Raw genomic sequence first — 19,124 nt, forward strand, 5'->3', positions numbered from 1 at the left:
TTACGCATGAATAGGCCGTAAGACGATGCTGAAACTAGAATCCGTGCAGATTTCGTATGGCGCCATCCAGGCGGTGCGCGATGTGTCGCTGGAGATCCGCGCCGGCGAGATCGTGACCATCATCGGCGCCAACGGGGCGGGCAAGAGCACCCTGCTCAAGGGCGTTGCGGGGCTGGAACCTTTGCAGGGCGGCCGCGTAACGTTCGACGGACGCGACATTACGCAGGTGCCAGCCCACCTGCGCGTCGGCCTGGGCCTGGCCCTGTCGCCGGAAGGGCGGGGCGTATTCGCCGACCAGACGGTCTACGACAACCTGGTGCTCGGCGCCTATCTGCGGCGCCGGGACCCGCCCGCGGTGGCCGAGGGGGTAGAGCGGGGATACCGGCTTTTCCCGCGCCTGCGCGAACGCCGGGACCAGCTTGCCGGCACCTTGTCCGGAGGCGAACAGCAGATGCTGGCGATGGCGCGCGCCTTGATGAGCGAACCCCGGCTGCTGTGCCTGGACGAGCCTTCCCTGGGGCTGGCGCCGCTGATCGTGCAGGACATCTTCACCGCGATCCGCAAGCTGCGCGACGACGGCCTGACGATCGTGCTGGTGGAACAGATGGCCAACCAGGCGCTGGGCGTGGCCGATCGGGCCTACGTGCTCGAAACGGGGCGCATCACCTTGAGCGGATCGGGCGCGGAACTGTTGCGCGATCCCAGCGTGCGCGCGGCATACCTCGGCGCGCATTGAGTCCGCGCGCCAGGCGCGCTACCATGTCCGCTGCGCCGCGTGGGCGGCGCGTCCAACTCCCTCAGGCCGGCGCCCGTGACGTCACCAACAGTTGATGCAAGCCAGGACCGAACAGGTCTTATCTATCTTCAATTGATGTTCGTCATGGCCACCTGGGGCCTGAACATCGTCTCGGTCAAGTACCTGACGCTGCACATGGACATCCAGGCGCTGGCCGCCGTGCGGATCGTCATCGCGTTCATCACCGTCACCCTCATCATCAAGGCCCGCCGCGGCCGCATCCCGAAGCTGGGCCGCGCGGAACTGGGCTGGGTCGCGCTGGCTGGATTGCTGGTGGTGTATGCGCACCAGGTAGCGCTGGTGTCGGGCCTGCGGTTCTCTTCGGCGGCCAACGGCACGCTGATCATGGCCACGAGCCCCTTGCTGTCCGCATTGCTCGCCGCCCTGTTCTACCGCGAAAAACTGACGCTGGTGCGCATCTCGGGCGCGTTGCTGGGCCTGCTCGGCGTGGGGATGGTGGTGGCCGGAAGCGGCGCTCAGTTCGGCCTGACAGGCTGGGGCGACGCGATCGTGTTCGTGGCGGTGCTGGTCTTCGTCTGCGGCGGGCTGGTCATCCAGCGCATGTCCCGCATGATGGATCCGCTGGGCATGCTCTGGTACATGTACCTGGCGGGCGGCCTGATGCTGGTGGCGCATGCGGCGCTGACGCCCTCGTCCTACCAGGCCGGCACGTGGCAGATGACGTGGTGGCCGTGGCTGGTGCTGCTGTTCTCGGCCGTGATCGCCTCGGGGGTCAGCAACATCATGTGGAATGCCGGCATCGCCAGGCTGGGCATCAGCCGCGCGGCCCTGTTCGTGAACTGGCTGCCCATCTTCGGGCTGCTGTTCGCGGCGCTGTTCCTGGAAGAGCACGTCACGCCGACGCACGTGGCGGGCCTGGCCTGCGTGCTGGGCGGTACCTGGCTGGGCTTGCGCCGGAGCGCGCCGGCGGCGCGCGGCGAGGCGGTCGCCAAGAGCTGACCTCGCCGCGCGCGGCGGGATCAGCGCTGGTTTTTCAGCAGCTTCGCGGCTTCGATCGCGAAGTACGTCAGGATGCCGTCCGCGCCGGCGCGCTTGAACGCCAGCAAGGCTTCCATCATCACCTTGTCGTGATCCAGCCAGCCATTGGCCGCGGCCGCCTTGATCATCGCGTATTCGCCGCTGACCTGATAGGCGAACGTGGGCACGCGGAAGGTGTCCTTGACGCGCCGCAGTACGTCCAGGTAGGGCATGCCGGGCTTGACCATGACCATGTCGGCGCCTTCCTGGAGGTCGGCCGCGACTTCGCGCAGCGCTTCGTCCAGGTTGCCCGGATCCATCTGGTAGGCCATCTTGTTGGACTTGCCCAGGTTGGTCGCGGAGCCGACGGCGTCGCGGAAGGGGCCGTAGAAGGCGCTGGCGTACTTGGCCGAGTAGGCCATGATCTGCGTGTGGATGTGGCCGTTGGCCTCGAGCGCGCGGCGCACGGCGCCGATGCGGCCGTCCATCATGTCGCTCGGGGCGACCATGTCGACGCCGGCCTCGGCCTGGGTGAGCGCCTGCTTGACCAGGATCTCGACCGTGGGCTCGTTGATGACGTAGCCGTTCTCGTCGATCACGCCGTCCTGCCCGTGGCTGGTGTATGGATCCAGCGCCACGTCGCACAGCACGCCGAGCTCGGGCACGCGCTTTTTCAGTTCGCGGACGACGCGGGGAATCAGGCCGTCGGGATTGGTCGCCTCGATGCCGTCGGGCGTCTTGAGCGCGGGGTCGATCGCGGGGAATAGCGACAGCACGGGAATGCCGAGCTCTACGCATTCCTCGGCCACCGGCAGCAGCGTGTCGAGCGAATAGCGGACCACGCCGGGCAGGGACGGCACCGCTTGCTGCAGGCCGGTGCCTTCCGCCACGAACACGGGATAGATCAGATCGTTGACCGTCAGGGCGTTCTCGCGCACCAGGCGGCGGGTGAAGTCGTCGCGGCGCAGGCGGCGGGGACGGGATACCGGGAATTCAGGGGAGATGATCTGCGGGTTCATGGTACGACCTTGGGGGAAATCCAGTTTTCGATGTGCGCGCCGGCCTCTTCCAGCCCGATGCGCTCGGGCGCCGAGAACGGGACGGTGTGCAGGGCGCCGATGTCGGCCAGGTCCTTGCGCACGGAGAAGACCGTGCGCATGCGCTGGCCGTAGGGCAGCTTGTCGGCCTTGGTCAGGAGCGCCAGCACAGGGCGTCCGGTGGGGGCGATGAAATTGGCGAGGCGGCGGTCAAGTTCGGTGACGCCGCGGCGGATGTCGATGAGCAGCACGATGCCGACCAGCGATTCGCGGTCGCGCAGATAGCCGCCCAGGATGTCCGCCCATTTTTCCTTTTCGTCGCGGGCCACGGACGCATAGCCGTAACCGGGCAGGTCGACGAGAAAGCCGATGTGGCCTTCCGGATCCAGGGGGTCGGGCAGGCCGAACATATTGATCAGCCGCGTGCGGCCCGGCGTCTTGCTGGAGAACGCAAGGCGGCGCTGGTTGCACAGCACGTTGATGGCCGTGGATTTGCCGGCGTTCGAGCGGCCGACAAAGCAGACCTCGGGGGCGCCGGCGGCCGGCAGCTGGTCGAGGCGAGCCGCGGAAGTGAAGAAGGAGGCGCGATGTAGGAGGGGCACGGGATGGCTTTGGATACGGTTGGTTTCGAGCCCTATTGTATAATCCGGCGTTTGCAACAGTGGTCCCCGTGCGCGGAGCCGTCTTTTTTGCTTACTGGCCAGCTTGCCGAAGTCTGATCGGGCAAGTTCGCAGCAACATCGCAGGCAGGATAGGCAAAACAGGTTCGATACGGCATTCCAGGGTGTGCGGGCAGGCGTGGGCGCCTTTTTGCGCCTTGATCGATGCGATCGTCGAGGTCTTCATGAAGCGTGTGCTGTCCCGGATGTTGGTTGCGAGCGGGCTGTTGCTCGGCGCCTCCGCCTTATCTACTACGAGTTTCGCCGCCGAAGGCGCTGCGGGCCCGGTAAAACCAGATGCCGCCAAGGGCGGGCAGCTGTTTGACCAGGGCGATGCGGCCAGGGGCATCATTGCCTGTGCGTCCTGTCATGGCGCGGCGGGCAATAGCACCATCCCGGTGAACCCCAATCTTGCTGCCCAGCCGCACGAATACCTGGCCAAGCAGTTGGCTGACTTCCAGGTCAAGCCCGGCGCCAAGGTGCCGGTGCGCAACGGCCCGGAAGGCAATCCCACCCCGATGACGGCCATGGCGCAGAACCTGACGCCGGCCGACATGCAGAACATCGCGCTGTATCTGGCGCAGCAGCCCCTCAAGGAACCGGCCACGGCTGGCCACGAGAACCTGGTTGATCTGGGTCAAAAGATCTGGCGGGGCGGCTTGCCCGAACGCAATGTCCCCGCGTGCGCGGCATGCCATTCTGCCAATGGCGCGGGCATGCCTGCCCAATACCCCCGCCTGTCGGGCCAGTTCCCGATGTACATCGAAGAGCAGCTGAAGCTGTTCCGCAGCGGCGACCGCAAGAACGACATCATGTTCGCTATTGCGGACCGCATGTCGGATGCCGATATCAAGGCGGTGGCGGATTACGCGGCCGGCTTGCGGTAGGCGCTTGCCCGCAACGTGCGCGGCCGGTCCGCGTTCTGAAACCGAGCGTAGCGGAACCTCGTTCCGCTACGCGTTGTCTATGAGGGGGGTAGCCGACAGCGCGGCCCCCCTTTTTTCATGAATTCGACCCGAACACATACCCGCCCCTCTTTCCGCACCCTGCCCGGCGATTTTTTCGAGCTGCTGGGCTCGATGCGTTTCGCCGTCAGCCTGCTGATGTTCATCTGCGTGGCGAGCCTGGTGGGGACGGTACTGCAGCAGAACCGCTCGTCCAGCAACTATATCGATCAGTTCGGGCCGTTCTGGTTCGAAGTGTTCGACAAGTTCTCGATCTGGCACGTCTACAACAGCTGGTGGTTCCTGCTGATCATGGGGTTCCTGGTCGTGTCGACCTCGGTCTGCCTGATCCGCAACGCGCCCAAGATGCTGCGCGATGCGCGCTCGTTCCGCGAGCATGTCCGCGCCAGCAGCTTGCGCGCCTTCCCGCACCGCGTGGAGACGGAGGCGCCTACCGACGTGCCGCAGACCGCCGCCGGCCTGAAGGCCCTGCTGGGCAAGCTGGGCTACGCCGTGCGCGAACGCCAGGGCCAGGACGGCGTGCTGCTCGCAGCCAAGAAGGGCAGCGCGAACCGGCTGGGCTACGTATTCGCCCACGCGGCCATGGTCATCATCTGCATCGGCGGCCTGCTGGACAGCGAGTTGCCCGTGCGCCTGCAGGTCATGTTCGGGGGCAAGAAGCCCATCGTCGAGAACATGCTGATCTCCGAGGTGCCGGAAAGCGGGCGCCTGTCGGTCGACAACCCCAGTTTCCGCGCCAGCGTGCTGGTGCCCGAGGGCGGGCAGGCCAGCACCGCGGTCGTGATGGTGGGCGACGGCGCCCTGGTGCAGCCGATGCCGTTCACGCTGAAGCTCAAGAAGTTCGTGGTGGATTACTACTCCACCGGCATGCCCAGCCGATTCCTGAGCGAGGTGGAGGTCACCGACCCCGACACCGGCAAGACTTTCGATTCCACCATCGAGGTCAACGAGCCGCTGCGCTTCAAGGGCATGACGGTCTACCAATCCAGCTTCGACGACGGCGGCAGCACGGTGGCGCTGAAAGGCTATCCGCTAGTAGGTTCCAATGACACCCCCTTCACCGTCGACGGCACGGTGGGCAAGAAGACCGAAGTAACCGCTCACACGGCTTCCGGCCCGCGCGGCATGGGCATCGAGATCACGGCCCTGCGGCCGATCAATGTCGAGGACCTGACCCGCGGCGAGCCCAAGGGGGCCAACCAGAGCTTCGCGGAGCACGTCGCGTCGGTGTCCGGCAGCGCGGCGGGCAAGAAAAACGAGAACCTGCGCAACGTCGGCCCCAGCATCGAGTACAAGCTGATCGACGACGCCGGCCAGGCCCACGAATTCCAGAATTACATGCTGCCCGTCCAGCTGGACGGCGCCAGCGTGTTCCTGGCCGGGGTGCGCAACAACGCATCCGAACCGTTCCGCTACCTGCGCATCCCGGCGGACGAGGACAGCTCGATCGCCGAATTCATGCGCCTGCGCGCCACCCTGGCCGATCCGGCGGCGCGGCAGTTGGCGGCCCGCCGCTTCGCCGAGCGCAACAGCCCGTCGGGGACGGATCTCCAGCCGTTGCAGACGGCCGCGGAACGGGCGCTGGATACCTTTGCGTCGGGCGGCCTGCAGGCCGTGGCGCAGTTTCTGCAGTCCAACACCCCCTCCCAGGACCTGGAGCGGGCGGCCGACGTGGTGATACGGCTGATCGGCGCCAGCATGAACGAGCTGCGCGCCATCGAGCGCGAGCGGGCCGGCCTGCCTCCCGTGGCGGCCGAAGGGCCGGACGGCGAGCGCGCCGCGGTCTGGTCGCGCCTGGCCGTGGCGGCGCTGTCGGACCTGACCGTGTATCCGGCGCCGGTATTCCTGTCGCTGGCGGACTTCAAGCACGTGCAGGCCAGCGTGTTCCAGGTCAGCCGCACGCCGGGCAAGAACACCGTGTACCTGGGCAGCCTGCTGCTGGTCCTGGGCGTTTTCGCGATGTTCTATATTCGAGACCGCCGCATCTGGATCTGGATCAAGCCGCAAGACAGCGGCAGCAGCGTCCTGGCGGCCATGACGTCCCAGAAGCGTACACTGGACTTCAATCAGGAGTTCGAACGCTTCAAGCAGGCGCTGTTGCGCCAGAAGAGGTCTTAAGGTTCCCCTATGTCCACGACGACCACCACGCATCCCACGCCGCCGGAAACGCTGACCGCGTCGCCGGAGCTGCTCTGGCAGGACAGCCTGTCCGAAACGGGCGACAGCCGCGCGCAGCGCGGCAAGCCCGACTGGACCGACATCGTCTTCTTCCTGTTGCTGACGGCGGGCGCCGCCTTCGCGCTGACCCGCTACAGCGGGGCGATGGACTATTACGAAAAGATCATCCTGTGCGGCACCGTTCCGGCGCTGGCCTGGATGGGCTGGCTATGGCGCCCGCTGCGCCGCCTGATGGTGGCCTGTGCCATCGCGGCCGGGCTTGCATTGATGCTGTATGGCAACGATCTGGCCCGCGCCGAGCAGGTGTTCTTCCTGAAGTACCTGTTCTCTTCGCAGTCGGCCATTCTCTGGATGTGCGCGCTGTTCGCGCTGGCCATGGTCTGCTACTGGATCGGGGTCTTCAGCCCCACGGCCGCCTGGCTCGGCACGGCGCTGACCTGGGGGGCGGTGTTCGCGGGCTGCACGGGCCTGCTGGTGCGCTGGCGCGAGGGGCACCTGATGGGGCCGGACCTGGGCCATATCCCCGTCAGCAACCTGTATGAAGTGTTCGTGCTCTTCTCGCTGATCACGGCGCTGTTCTACCTGTACTACGAACGCAAGTACGCCACGCGCGCCCTGGGCGGCTTCGTGCTGCTGGTGGTGACGTCCGCCGTGGTATTCCTGCTCTGGTATTCGTTCACGCGCGACGCGGGGCAGATCCAGCCGCTGGTGCCGGCCCTGAAGAGCTGGTGGATGAAGCTGCACGTGCCGGCCAATTTCATCGGCTACGGCACCTTCTCGCTGGCCGCCATGGTCGGTTTCGCCTACCTGATCAAGCAGCACGGGCAGACCACGTCATGGGCCAAGCTGGCGCCGCTGTTCGTGCTGGGCGTGCTGCTTTGCGCCGAGCCCATGGTGTTCCGCACCGACGGCCTGTCGGCCACCTGGATGCTGTATTTCGGCCTGGGGGCGGTGATCGTGGGCGCCATCCTGCTGGGGCGCCGCCGCATCGCCGCGGCGCTGCCCTCGCTGGAAGTGCTGGACGACATCATGTATCGCGCCATCGCGGTCGGCTTCGCGTTCTTCACGGTCGCCACCATTCTCGGCGCGCTGTGGGCGGCCGACGCCTGGGGCGCGTACTGGCAATGGGATCCGAAAGAGACCTGGGCGCTGATCGTCTGGCTGAACTATGCGGCCTGGCTGCACATGCGCCTGATCAAGGGGCTGCGCGGCACCATGGCGGCCTATTGGGCGCTGACGGGCCTGCTGATCACGGGCTTCGCCTTCCTGGGCGTGAACATGTTCCTGTCGGGCCTGCACTCCTACGGGGAGCTGTAGCCGGGCGCTGCCCGATCATGCGGTCATGACGACCATGACGGGCTGCGACGAGAAGGCCTTGAAGCCGGGCGCGTTGACGTTGTTCTGCAGGGTCAGGCTGGTCATGCGGACGATGGGCGCGCCGCGCACCAGCATGCTGTACGCACCGGTCATATAGCGCGATTGGCCCATGAAGGTCTGAGAGATCACGCCGCCGCCCACTCCCGCGGTATCGCCCAGCGTCACGGGCACCGGCGTGGCCAGATTGTGCACCGGCGCGCACATCAGCCACACGTTCCATACTACCGGGACGCCCATCGACGACGTCGCCGTGTCGATATGCGGCACCGGCGGCACGGGCGTTTTGCAGACGTCGGGAAATCCCACGGCCAGGCTGGGCAATTGGCAGACGGCGAGCATGTCATTCCTCCTTGTTCGATGGCGGCGCGGCGATGCCGCGCCGGGTCAGGCCGTTGCGCGTCCCGCCGACCACAGTTCGGCTTCGAGCAAAGGCGCGTCGTTTTCGATGATGCCGTGGCGCTGCGTCCACTGTGCGCCTGGCGTCAGTGCCCGATGCATGCGCGTGCGCATGAACGTTGCGTCCCGCAGGTCGGCGCGGTCAAGGTCGGCCAGCGAGAAATCGGCGTCGGCCAGGTTGGCGCCGCGGAAATCGGTGTCCGCGCAGCGCGCGCGCTGAAATACGCCCAAGCACAGGCTGGCGCGGCGCAAGGACGCGCCGTCCAGGGTTGCGTCGACCCAGATGGCGCCTTCGAAGCGGCCCCCCTGCAGATCGGCTCCGCTCAGATCGGCCAGGGGGAACAGGCTCTGCGGGGCGGACGCACCGGTAAAGCGCGCGCCGCGCAGCGATGCGCCCTTGAAGCCGGCCTGGCGCAGGTCGGCATTGCGGAAATCGGCCGAATCCAGCTTGCAGTCCGTGAAATGACAGAGCGGATAGGCTTGCGAGGCGAAGTCCTGGCCGGTCAGGTCGCATTCGATGAACATGGTGCTTTCCGCATTGGCGCCCGCCAGTACGCAGCTGCGCAGATCCAGTTGATGAAACAGCGTAAAGCTCACCTGGGCCTGGGACAGGTCCGCGCCCGCCAATGCGCTTTTTGTGAACACGGCGCGGTCCAGGCGGGCGCTCCGTAACGACGCTCCCTCGAACGAGGTGGCGTTGAACGAGGATTCCTTCAGCCAGGCCTGCTCCAGGCTGGCGCCATCCAACTCACATTCCATGAAATTGGCGCCGTGCATCCGGCTGCGATCGAGCACTGCGCGGGGGGCGCGGCAACGGAACAGCCTCGCCATGTCCAGGTTGGCGCCGGTCGCATTCCAGCCCGCCATGTCGCAGCCGAGGAACTGGCTGTCCTGCAACTGGCTGTCGATCATCCTGGCGCCGCCGAAATCCACATGATTGAAGAAGGCGCCCGCCAGGTCCAGGCCGGAGAGATCCGCCCCGGCCAGGCTGACGTGTTCTATGGGTTCGCCATGCTGTACGCAGTCCATCAAGCGGTCGAGGTTCATGCGGCACTCTCCCGCTGCCGGGCGGGCCAGCGCTTGGCGCCCAGCGTGTAGGTGTCGTCCAGCCCGGTGCTGCCGTCCATCTGGGCTTGCGCAACGTCCGCGCGGAAGAGGTTGGCGCCGGTCAGGTCGGCGTGCAAGAGGACGGCCTTGCCGAGCAGGCTGTTGATCAGGTTGGCGTTGCGCAGGCGGGCGCCGGTGAAATCCGCGCGCACGAAGTGCGTATCGGGAGCCGTCACGCCGGAGAGGTCTGCGTCTTGCAGGCGGCATTCCGAGAAGTCGCTCGCGGCCAGCTGGGCGCCGCGCATGTCGGCCCCGCTGAGGACGGCCCCGCGCGCGCTGCCATGCTTGAACCGCATGCGGCGCAGGCAGGCGCCCGGGATCTCGACGCGCCCCGCGAACGCGCAGCCGTCAAGGCTGGCGTCTTCCAGGCTGAAGCGGCCCGAGAAGTCCACGTCCATGAAGCTCACGCGCACCAGATCCGCGTTGGCGAAGTCGGCGTCGGCGAGCGCGCCTTGCATGAATACGCATTGATCGAGCCGCGCCTGCTGGAAGCGGCAGTTCGTCAGCGTGGCGCTCATGGCGGCCCATTGTTCGAATGTCGCGCGGGAAAAATCGCATTCGCGCAGGCGCGCCTGGTACAGCCGGCCCAGCCGCCACGCGCTGCCGAGAAAGCTGCAGCGTTCGCAGTCCGCGTGATCCCAGATCGTCTCCTTGACCTGGCTCTGCGCAAAGTCCGCCTGCACGCAACGGGTTCGGCCCAGGTTGGCGCGCGTCAGGTTGACGCCGCGCATGCCGGCGCGGGTAAGGTCGGCGCCGGTCAGCACCGCATCGGTCAGGTCGCTGCCGTCCAGCCGGGCATCGATGAGCCTGGCGCCGGCCAGGATCGCGCGCTGGAAATTGACGCCCGAAAGATCCATGCCGGACAGATCGGCGCCGGTGAGATTCATGTCCCTGCAGTCCCGATCGCTTTTCAGGCGCGCATCCAGCTTGCGGCGGGTGCGTTGCGCGCGCAGCGGCGACATCGGCGGGGGCGCGGCGAAATGGTGCGCAGACTGCTGGTAGGCCTGATGCACCTGGGGAGTCAGTGTCTGCGAAAGAGGGGGCGGCGAGCCGGTTTCGGCGCCGGGTTCGGCCTGCGCGTGCGGGCTGGCGTCGAACTCGGCGAGATGCCGCTTTACCTTGCGGGGATCGAAACCGGGAGACAGTTCGCCTTCGCCGTCCAGCTTGCGCAGCGTGTCGATGTCTACGCCGGACACCTCGGCCATGACCGGCAGGCTGGGATCGGCCAGCGCGCGCGCGGCGGGGCCGGCGGCAAGGCGCTTGGCCTCTTCCAGCTCGTCCCGCAAGCGCATGACGGTCTGCGGCATGTCGGCCAGTTTCGGCGAAGCGGGCGGCGGATCCAGGGGAGGCATGTATAGGTCCGGATCCAGGCCTTGTGCGAGTAAAGACTCGCGTTCCTTGGCATGGCGTCGCGCCGCGCCCGCATGGATTCTCTTGCGCGAAGGACGCTGGACCGCGGCGTCCATATCGACGTGAGGCAGCTCGCCGCAAATGTCCTCCGGCACGAGTTGCGCATCCTGCAGGGCGTAGACGGCGCCAAGTTCCGGGTCGAGCCGCTGCCGAACCACTGCTTCGTAGTGGGCCGTATCGCGCGCCCGGCCGGCATGTTCCATGGCGGGCATGATGTGCCGGATGTCGGCGGCATCATCTTCGCGGATGGGCAAGGCGCCATGCCAGATCAGCACCATTCGCAAGTGATCGGGAAAGAACCAGGCAGTGGTGAGGCGCAGCGGAATTTCTTCAAGCGCGCCGCCGTCCGCCCGGCGGCTGGCGAAGCAGCGGGCGCGCCAGCCGGGCAGCCGGCCGCGCAGCACGGGATGATCGGGGTGCATGTTCCACAGCGCATACTCCGCGCCGCCCGCCAGCTCGGCGTTGGCCGGCCCCCATTGGTCGGGAGACGCGGCGTTGAAGTAGCGCCAATCCATATCCGGCGCGAACCCGGGGAAATCATGTTCCAGCCATTGTTGCCCGTACTCGCGGCCCAGGTGCGCCGCCCGTTGCGGCCAGTCCATGGCCAAGGGCGCGAAGCTCGCCGGCGCCACGCGCTGCGCCGGATCGTGGATGCGTTGCAGCGGGTGTTCGATATTGGGCAGGCGGCGCACGCGCACGCCGTTGACGGTTTCGTCCCGGGCGCCGATGCCCAGCGGATTCTCGGCGACGTCCGGGCCGCCATAGGCGCGGCTCCAGTCCAGGCGCATGCGGTCAAAGGGCTGAGGGGCGGTCGCCCTGCCATCCAGCCAATAGCGGTCTCCGAATACCAGCAGGGACTTGTCTATCGCGCCGACCTTCAGGCGCACGGCGCAAGAGCCGGGGCTCTTGGAATCGTGCGGGTAGGCGTGGCCCGAGACCAGCACTTCCGGATGCCGTTTGGGGGTGGCCAGATCCAGAAGGCCGCCGGCTTCGGCGCCCACCAGCTTCCACAGCTCCTGATCCATGAGCAGCGTGGGCGTCTTCGCGATATCGACCAGCGCGGATACCGATACGCCCAGCACGTCGCGGCGTTGCCATCGGTACGGCCGGGTGAGCAGGCCCAGACGGAACGGCTTGAGGGTCTTCATGGCTTATCCGGTGGCCTGGTCCACGGCGATGTCATGCGTCGCCGGATCCACGCGCACGTGTATCGTTTTTCCGGCGCTGAAGTCGGCAAGATGCAGCGGCGACAGCGGCAGGCTGAGTGTGCGCGTCAACGGGGGCGTGGCATCGGTGGCGGCAACCTCCAGGTCCAGTTCGACGATGAAGTACAGCGTATCGCCGATGCGGCGGCGCGTATCCCGCGCTGCGACGACACGCGCCGTGCTGGCCAGGCCGCTGGCGCGCAGGGAAGCCTGCCGCTGCGCGTCCCTGCGGCCTGCCGCGCGGCGCCGGCGCTCGCGCCACAGCATGAACGCCGCCTGCGCCAGGGACAGCAGCAGTACTAGCCATACCCATTTCGCCCAGCCGGGCCAGGCATCCAGGAAGTCGGACATGGCGGCCTCAGAGGATGCTCCAGAGACCCACCATCGACGCGCCCAGGCCGACCTTTTTTGCCTCGACCGCATCGAACTGGTAGCCCTGGCCGGTGGTCCGGAACGAGGTCACTTGTCCGATGTTGCTGACGATTGCGTAGTTGGTGAACGACAGGTTCAGCATGACGGTGGTGCGGAACAAGGCGACGCGCCATCCGCCGAACTCTGCCTTGGCGAAGGTCAAGCCGACGGCAAAGGGCGTCGCTTGCAACCAGCTGCTCTTGGACAGGTCCTTGACGTTGGACGCATCCAGCACGATGTCCGCGGGCGTCTCCAGGGTGATGTGGCCGTTCGCCTTGAGCTTGGCCGTGGCGGACTCCGACTCGATATGCATCGCGCCCTTGGACTTGGCCGTCATATTGGCCGTTTCCGATTGCACCAGCATCGCGGTCTTGGCCTTCACGTCCATGTTCGCATCGGTGGAGCGCAGCTCGACCTTGCCTTTGGCCTTCTCGGTGAGGGCGCCCGTCTTTACGTGATGCAGCGAATCGCCTTCGTTCACGTAGACCTCCTCGCCGTTCTTCAGCGTTTCCTTGAACGGCCCCGTGATATCGCGCTCCTCGCCCTTCGCCGCGACCGTCGTCTTCAGGCCCTTGTCGAACTTCTCGTCCATCAGGCCTTCTTTCACGTTGACGGTGCGCGACGCCTTGACGGTGTATTCCTCGTGCCCCTTGACGAAGACGTCGCGCCGTTTTTCCACCCGCAGGTTATCGGTGCCGGTGACCTTGATGTCGCGGTTGCCGCCGATCTTGGTGGTGTCGTTGTCGCCGATGTTGGTCGTGCGGTTTTCGTCCGTCGAATGGAACTCGTTGGCCTCGACCTCGGTGCAGAGTTCGCGCTCCGCATGCAGCCAGATCCGTTCGCTGCCGCTCTTGTCCTCGAACATGAGCGCGTTCGCGGTGGCGGGCGTGCCGCTTTTGGAGCGGCTCAGGAAGCCGCTCTGCGTCGCGTTGTCGGGCAGGTCCCAGGGCGGCAGGTTGTTGGCGTTGAAGACCCGGCCGATCACGATGGGACGGTCGGGCTGGCCGCCGATGAAGTCGACGATCACCTCGTCGCGCACGCGCGGCAGCTGGATTCCGCCGAAGCCGCCGCCGGCCCAGGGGCTGGAAACGCGGACCCAGCACGAACTGTTCTCGTCCTTCTTGCCATAGCGGTCCCAGTGGAACTGCACCTTGACGCGGCCCATCTTGTCGGTCCAGATCTCTTCTCCCTGCTTGCCCACCACGGTGGCGGTCTGCGGCCCGTGCGTGCGCGGGACCGGCGTGACGCGCGGCGCGCGGAACTGCGTGCTGGAGGGGAGCACGACGAATTCCAGCTCGAAGCTGCCGGGGTCGGGCTGGCCGCTGGCGTAGCCCGATTCGCGGATCCGGTAGTAGGTGCTGACGACGAGATATTCGCGGTTCTCGGCCTGGCGCGGGTGGTTGCGCAGCGTGAAAAGGTGGCCCGGGGCGAGCCCTCGGGCATTGGAAGAGCCGGTGTTCTGCTCCTTCCTGCACTGCAGGTCTTCCAGCCGCACCCGCGTGTAGTGCTCCGCGTCATCGGGGTTGGTGTAGCCGCCCTGCCATTCATACATCTCGAGGTCGCCGTGGTCGTGGGCGCCGGGATTGTTGCGGCGCGCCTCCAGGCTGGCCGCGGGCGTCAGGGGATGATAGTCCGTGGTGGCGAAGGCGCCCGGCGTGATCTGCTCGGCCACCTCCCATTTATCTATGTAGTCCTCGCGCGGCGTGGTGATGCGGTCGGGGCCGTAATAGGGGATCTGCTCGTAGTCCGGCATGGGTTCATGCTGGGTGATGTCGTCGGTGAGGACCAGCGTGTGCTTGCCCTTGTCGTGCTTGAACCAGAAGTAGATGCCTTCATGCTCCATCAGGCGGCAGATGAAGGCATAGTCGGTTTCCTGGTATTGCACGCAGTATTCCCAGCTGCGGTAGCTGTCCACGAGCTTGAACTCGACAGGGTAGTCGTAGTCCTTCAGCACCTCGCGGATGACGTCGGGCACGTTCTTGTTCTGGAAGATCTTGTTGTCCGAGGTCTGCGTCAGGTACCAGAGCCACGGGCGCACCGTCGCGCGATAGATGGTGTAGCGCGAAGTATTGTTTTCCCGCCCCACGAGCGCGCAGCGCGTGATGTGTCCGCTGATATAGCGGGGCGTGGCCGAGGTGGTCTCGATCTCGAGCGTGAGCGGCTTGCCCAGCAGCGATTTCATGTCCAGCGAATAGGACTCCGAGACCAGCTCGACTTCCAGTTCGAACAGCTGCGAAAGGCTCTCGGCGCCATGCATGCCGCGGAATTTCAGCTGTTCGGGCGGCAGGGGCGTGTGCGCCTTGACGACACGTTCGCTTGGCACGTTGCGGTCCATCTCACCGTCTCCTTATGAGAATTCGCCTGTTGCTGCGCTTGCTGCACTGCTATTCACGGCCGCGCACGGGGCGCGTCGCGACGACTGCATAGGGATGATCGGCCACGCAATGGGGCCTCTTGCTAAGGGCGGGCGCTGCTGCGGGGCAGCGCGCCGGCGCCGGGGAAGTCTGTCTCTGAATCGGAAGCGCGCCGGTCTGCCGCCAGCGTGAGCGCCGATTGTAGGCAGGCCCCAAAGCGGCCGAGAAGCGCTATCACATGCTTTTGTGTTTTTTACGCTTCGGTAACACACGGCACGTATCAAGCCATGTTGCGTAAGGAGTATGTCAAAAGATCAACACAGCAGGGAGGAAGTGTTCAATTGTTTACGTGGGTGTTAGCTGTTTGTAAGAACAATCTGTACTTGTTAGGTTGCCGTTGCATGCGGAAAGACATGCCTAGAATGCACCCTTCCGTGACGCAGCGCGGAGCGTAGTGGTTGTATCAAGGCAGCATCCCCAGGCATTTAAGTGATGACTATGGAATTCGCCGATATCCTCAATACACTCGATTCACGTCTGCCCTGCGGGGAAGACCTCGAATACGACGCAGACTTCCTGCAGCTGCAGCAAGCCGCGGCGGGCCGGGACGAACAGCAGTTCGGCTCGACCATCATCGCCGCGCAGCCGCCAGACTGGCGCGAAGTCGAACGCCTGGCCCGCGCGTTGCTGGAACGCACGCGCGACCTTCGCGTCATCGGCCTGCTGACCTCGGCCTGGACCGAAATCCGCGGGCTGCCGGGCTACAGCGATGGCCTGGCGCTTGCCGTAGATACCCTGGAACGCTACTGGGAGCCGGTGCATCCCCGGCTGGACAGCGTCGGGGAAGACGATCCCATGCCTCGAATGAACGCCCTGGCGGCCTTCGGCGATATGCAGGGCTGTGCGCGCAGCGTGCGCTCGGCGAGCCTGGTCAGCGGGGTGCACGGGCAATTGACGCTGCGCGATACCGAGGCGCTGCTGGACGGCAGCCGCCAGGACGCCGACAGTTATCCGGGCGGGCGCCCGCGCCTGGTCGAACGCCTGCGGCAGGCCTGGGCCCAGGACAATGCCGACGTCATGGCCCTGGCCTCCGCCGCGCAAGCGCTGCGGCGCATGCAGAAATTGGTGATGGATAAGCTGGGCGCGGTCTGGGCGCCCGATTACGCCGCCATCCTCCGTACGCTGGACGTGGTGCTGGACGCCACGAGAGACGCGCAGCCGGCGTCGGCTGCCACCGCCGCGGATGCGGAAGCGGGCATGGCGCCCGCCGCCGGCGCGCCGCCAGCGGCCGCTCCTGCGGACCGCGGCGTGCGTTGGCAGGATACGCCGATCCAATCGCGCGAGGAGGCCGTGGCCATGCTGGCCAGGGTTTGCGCGTATTTCGAGGCCAACGAGCCCGGCCATCCCGCGCCCTATCTCATCCGCCGGGCCCAGCAGCTCATCCCCATGAGCTTTCACGACATCATCAAGAACCTGGCGCCCCAGGGATTGGAGCAATTCGAGGCGTGGCTGCCGCGGGAAGCGGGAAGCCGGCAGGACTCGTAGGGCGGGCCAGCCGCCGGACCAACAAGAGGAGACGACACCATGGCGACCAGCCTGAAGGGAAGCGGCCAGAAGTTCATCGCGAGGAACCGCGCGCCGCGGGTGCAGATCGAGTACGACGTCGAGATATACGGCGCGGAGCGCAAGATTCAGCTGCCATTCGTGATGGGCGTGCTGGCGGACCTGGCCGGCAAGTCCGAAACGCCCCAGCCGGAAGTGGGCGAGCGCAAGTTCCTGGACATCGATATCGACAACTTCGATGAGCGCATGCGTTCCATCCAGCCCCGCGCGGCGTTCCAGGTGCCCAATACGCTCACCGGAGAAGGCAATCTGAACGTAGATATCACGTTCGAGAGCATCGATGATTTTTCACCGGCCACGGTTGCCCGGAAGGTGGGCGCCTTGAACGAATTGCTGAGCGCCCGCACGCAGCTGGCGAATCTGCTGACCTACATGGATGGCAAGACGGGCGCCGAGGAGCTGATCGGCAATGTGCTCAAGAATCCGGCGTTGATGAATGCGCTGGCCGCCGCGCCCAAACCGGAGGCGGCGGCTGCTTCCGACGACCCGGCCCCGGATCCGGCCGCCTAGGGCCCGCATCAGGCCCATTGGGGCGATAGGCCCTAGCTTCCGCTCGAATCGCTTTTCGGAGAATGCCATGACCGTAGTGGCCAAACGCGCCGGCGCGCGTGCTGTCGAGACCCTGGAGGCGGACGACCTGTCCGCGCTCCTGAAGAAGGAATTCAAACCCAAGACCGAGCAGGCGCAGGAAGCCGTCGAGCATGCCGTGCGGACCTTGGCGCACCAGGCGCTGGAGAACAGCGGCGTGGGGCTGTCGTCGGACGCCTACCGCACCATCCAGGCCATCATCGCCGAGATCGACCGCAAGCTGTCGGAACAGATAAACGGCGTGATGCACCATCCAGACTTCCAGCAGCTGGAAGGCGCATGGCGCGGCCTGCATTACCTGGTCACCAACACCGAAACGGACGAGCTTCTGAAGATCCGCGTCATGTGCATGTCGAAGTCGGAGCTCGGCCGCACGCTCAAACGGCACAAGGGCGTGGGCTGGGACCAGAGCCCGATCTTCAAGCGGGTGTACGAGGAGGAGTACGGGCAATTCGGCGGCGAGCCGATAGGCTGCCTCGTCGGCGACTACTACTTCGACCACAGCCCGCCCGACGTGGAGTTGCTGGGCGAGATCGCCAAGATCTCATCGGCCGCGCACTGCCCTTTCATCGCGGGCGCATCGCCGAACGTGATGCAGATGGATTCCTGGCAGGAGCTGGCCAATCCGCGCGACCTGACCAAGATCTTCACCAACACCGAGTACGCCGCGTGGCGCAGCCTGCGGGAGTCCGAGGATTCCCGCTACATCGGGCTGGCGATGCCGCGCTTTCTTGCGCGGCTGCCCTACGGGGCGCGCACCAATCCCGTCGACGAGTTCGATTTCGAGGAAGACACGGACGGCGCGAACCACGATCGCTACACCTGGACCAACTCCGCCTATGCGATGGCGGCCAACGTGAACCGTTCGTTCAAGCTCTATGGCTGGTGCACATCGATCCGCGGCGTGGAATCCGGCGGCGCGGTGGAGAACCTGCCGTGCCACAGCTTCCCCACGGATGACGGCGGAGTGGACCTGAAATGCCCGACCGAGATCGCCATCAGCGACCGGCGCGAGGCAGAGCTGGCCAAGAACGGCTTCATGCCGCTGGTGCATCGCAAGAACTCCGATTTCGCCGCCTTCATCGGCGCGCAGTCGCTGCAGAAGCCGCACGACTACTACGAGGCGGACGCGTCCGCCAACGCCAAGCTGGCCGCGCGCCTGCCCTATCTGTTCGCATGCTGCCGCTTCGCGCACTACCTGAAGTGCATCGTGCGCGACAAGATCGGTTCATTCCGCGAACGCGACGACATGGAGCGTTGGCTGAACGACTGGATCATGAATTACGTGGATGGCGACCCCGTGAACTCCTCGCAGGAGACCAAGGCGCGCAAGCCATTGGCGGCGGCCGAGGTGCAGGTGCAGGAGATCGAGGACAACCCGGGCTATTACTCCGCCAAGTTTTTCCTGCGGCCGCACTATCAGCTGGAAGGGCTGACAGTGTCGCTGCGGCTGGTATCCAAGCTGCCTTCGCTCAAGCAGAACGAAGGCTGAGTGGAGCTGACAAGACGGGCGCAGCCGCGCCCGGTAACTCCAGGAGACAGATGTGGCAGTGGACATGTTCATGAAAATCGATGGGGCCAATGGCGAATCCAAGGATGCCAACCACAAGGACTGGACCGACATCGTGTCCTTTTCTTGGGGCGCCACGCAGCCAGGCAATATGGCCAGCGGCGGCGGCCTGGGCGCCGGCAAGGCGAGTTTCAACGACCTGCACGTGGTGGCCCGCATCGACAAGGCGGCGCCGGCCGTGATGAAGCATTGCGCCAGCGGCAAGCATCTCAGCAAGATCGAGCTGTCCATGTGCAAGGCGGGCGGCGAGCAGATCGAATACTCGAAGATCACGCTTGAAGACGTGCTGGTGTCCTCGGTACAGATCTCGGGAGACCGCAGCGCGGAAGGCGTGGTGGTGAACTTCGCGTTCCAGGCGGCCAAGGTCAAGCAGCAGTACTGGGAGCAGACCGACAAGGGCGGCAAGGGCGCCGAAAGCCTGGTCGCCTGGGACATCAAGCAGAACAAGGAAGTGGGCTAGGGCGGGCGTT

16 protein-coding genes are annotated in these 19,124 nt (G+C 65.9%); 9 read left to right on the top strand and 7 right to left on the bottom strand.

Going from position 1 to position 19,124, the window contains the following annotated elements; translation table 11 throughout:
- The first annotated feature begins 25 nt into the window (after positions 1 to 25).
- Positions 26 to 736 carry an ABC transporter ATP-binding protein gene (locus JL37_RS01900; RefSeq protein ID WP_043541583.1) on the top strand — a complete coding sequence of 237 codons (711 nt, stop codon included), beginning with the start codon at positions 26 to 28 and terminating at the stop codon, positions 734 to 736.
- A gap of 135 nt (positions 737 to 871) precedes the next feature.
- Entirely contained in the window at positions 872 to 1,756 is an 885-nt protein-coding gene (locus JL37_RS01905) for a DMT family transporter (RefSeq protein ID WP_052096761.1), read from the top strand.
- Between the two features lie 20 nt (positions 1,757 to 1,776).
- On the opposite strand, the gene hemB is transcribed toward JL37_RS01905, so the two are convergent.
- Together hemB and yihA are read right to left on the bottom strand one after the other, a co-directional pair.
- Positions 1,777 to 2,793, bottom strand: coding sequence for a porphobilinogen synthase (gene hemB, locus JL37_RS01910; protein WP_043541585.1), 1,017 nt, complete (start codon positions 2,791 to 2,793; stop codon positions 1,777 to 1,779).
- Positions 2,790 to 3,413, bottom strand: a complete 624-nt coding sequence (yihA, locus tag JL37_RS01915) for a ribosome biogenesis GTP-binding protein YihA/YsxC (RefSeq protein WP_043541619.1) — start codon at positions 3,411 to 3,413, stop codon at positions 2,790 to 2,792. The genes hemB and yihA overlap by 4 nt, the downstream gene beginning before the upstream one ends.
- A 242-nt stretch (positions 3,414 to 3,655) precedes the next feature.
- Here yihA and JL37_RS01920 point away from each other — a divergent pair, with 242 nt between their 5' ends.
- From JL37_RS01920 to ccsB, 3 genes are all read left to right on the top strand, one after another.
- Positions 3,656 to 4,357 (top strand): c-type cytochrome, encoded by a 702-nt coding sequence (locus JL37_RS01920; protein ID WP_043541621.1) that lies wholly within the window; start codon positions 3,656 to 3,658, stop codon positions 4,355 to 4,357.
- A gap of 117 nt (positions 4,358 to 4,474) precedes the next feature.
- The gene (locus JL37_RS01925) at positions 4,475 to 6,553 is read left to right on the top strand and encodes a cytochrome c biogenesis protein ResB (protein WP_043541586.1); all 2,079 of its coding nucleotides are present in this window, start codon (positions 4,475 to 4,477) and stop codon (positions 6,551 to 6,553) included.
- 9 nt (positions 6,554 to 6,562) lie between these two features.
- Positions 6,563 to 7,930 (top strand): c-type cytochrome biogenesis protein CcsB, encoded by a 1,368-nt coding sequence (ccsB, locus tag JL37_RS01930; protein ID WP_081954953.1) that lies wholly within the window; start codon positions 6,563 to 6,565, stop codon positions 7,928 to 7,930.
- A gap of 15 nt (positions 7,931 to 7,945) precedes the next feature.
- Here the strand turns inward: ccsB and JL37_RS01935 are convergent, their stop codons facing one another.
- The 5 genes from JL37_RS01935 to JL37_RS01955 are packed head-to-tail and all read right to left on the bottom strand — an operon-like array spanning position 7,946 to position 14,854.
- Positions 7,946 to 8,329, bottom strand: coding sequence for a DUF4150 domain-containing protein (locus JL37_RS01935; protein WP_043541587.1), 384 nt, complete (start codon positions 8,327 to 8,329; stop codon positions 7,946 to 7,948).
- 45 nt (positions 8,330 to 8,374) lie between these two features.
- Positions 8,375 to 9,433 (bottom strand): pentapeptide repeat-containing protein, encoded by a 1,059-nt coding sequence (locus JL37_RS01940; protein WP_043541588.1) that lies wholly within the window; start codon positions 9,431 to 9,433, stop codon positions 8,375 to 8,377.
- Entirely contained in the window at positions 9,430 to 12,051 is a 2,622-nt protein-coding gene (locus tag JL37_RS01945) for a DUF2169 domain-containing protein (RefSeq protein WP_043541589.1), read from the bottom strand. Before JL37_RS01945 ends, JL37_RS01940 begins: the two co-directional genes overlap by 4 nt.
- Positions 12,052 to 12,054: 3 nt before the next feature.
- Complete coding sequence (locus tag JL37_RS01950; RefSeq protein ID WP_043541590.1) at positions 12,055 to 12,459, bottom strand: hypothetical protein; 405 nt, start codon at positions 12,457 to 12,459, stop codon at positions 12,055 to 12,057.
- A gap of 7 nt (positions 12,460 to 12,466) precedes the next feature.
- The gene (locus tag JL37_RS01955; RefSeq protein ID WP_043541591.1) at positions 12,467 to 14,854 is read right to left on the bottom strand and encodes a type VI secretion system Vgr family protein; all 2,388 of its coding nucleotides are present in this window, start codon (positions 14,852 to 14,854) and stop codon (positions 12,467 to 12,469) included.
- Positions 14,855 to 15,371: 517 nt separating this feature from the next.
- Between JL37_RS01955 and tssA the strand changes: the two genes are divergently transcribed.
- From tssA to JL37_RS01975, 4 genes are all read left to right on the top strand, one after another.
- Positions 15,372 to 16,418: a type VI secretion system protein TssA gene (gene tssA / locus JL37_RS01960; protein ID WP_043541592.1), complete on the top strand. Its 1,047-nt coding sequence runs from the start codon at positions 15,372 to 15,374 to the stop codon at positions 16,416 to 16,418.
- A gap of 39 nt (positions 16,419 to 16,457) precedes the next feature.
- Positions 16,458 to 17,006: a type VI secretion system contractile sheath small subunit gene (tssB, locus tag JL37_RS01965; RefSeq protein WP_043541593.1), complete on the top strand. Its 549-nt coding sequence runs from the start codon at positions 16,458 to 16,460 to the stop codon at positions 17,004 to 17,006.
- Between the two features lie 67 nt (positions 17,007 to 17,073).
- The gene (gene tssC / locus JL37_RS01970) at positions 17,074 to 18,576 is read left to right on the top strand and encodes a type VI secretion system contractile sheath large subunit (RefSeq protein WP_052096753.1); all 1,503 of its coding nucleotides are present in this window, start codon (positions 17,074 to 17,076) and stop codon (positions 18,574 to 18,576) included.
- 70 nt (positions 18,577 to 18,646) lie between these two features.
- Positions 18,647 to 19,114 (top strand): type VI secretion system tube protein Hcp, encoded by a 468-nt coding sequence (locus tag JL37_RS01975; protein ID WP_129525720.1) that lies wholly within the window; start codon positions 18,647 to 18,649, stop codon positions 19,112 to 19,114.
- The last annotated feature ends 10 nt before the right edge of the window (positions 19,115 to 19,124 follow it).

Origin of the sequence: Achromobacter sp. RTa, from assembly GCF_000757485.1 — a bacterium.
Taxonomy (GTDB): Bacteria; Pseudomonadota; Gammaproteobacteria; order Burkholderiales; family Burkholderiaceae_B; genus Achromobacter.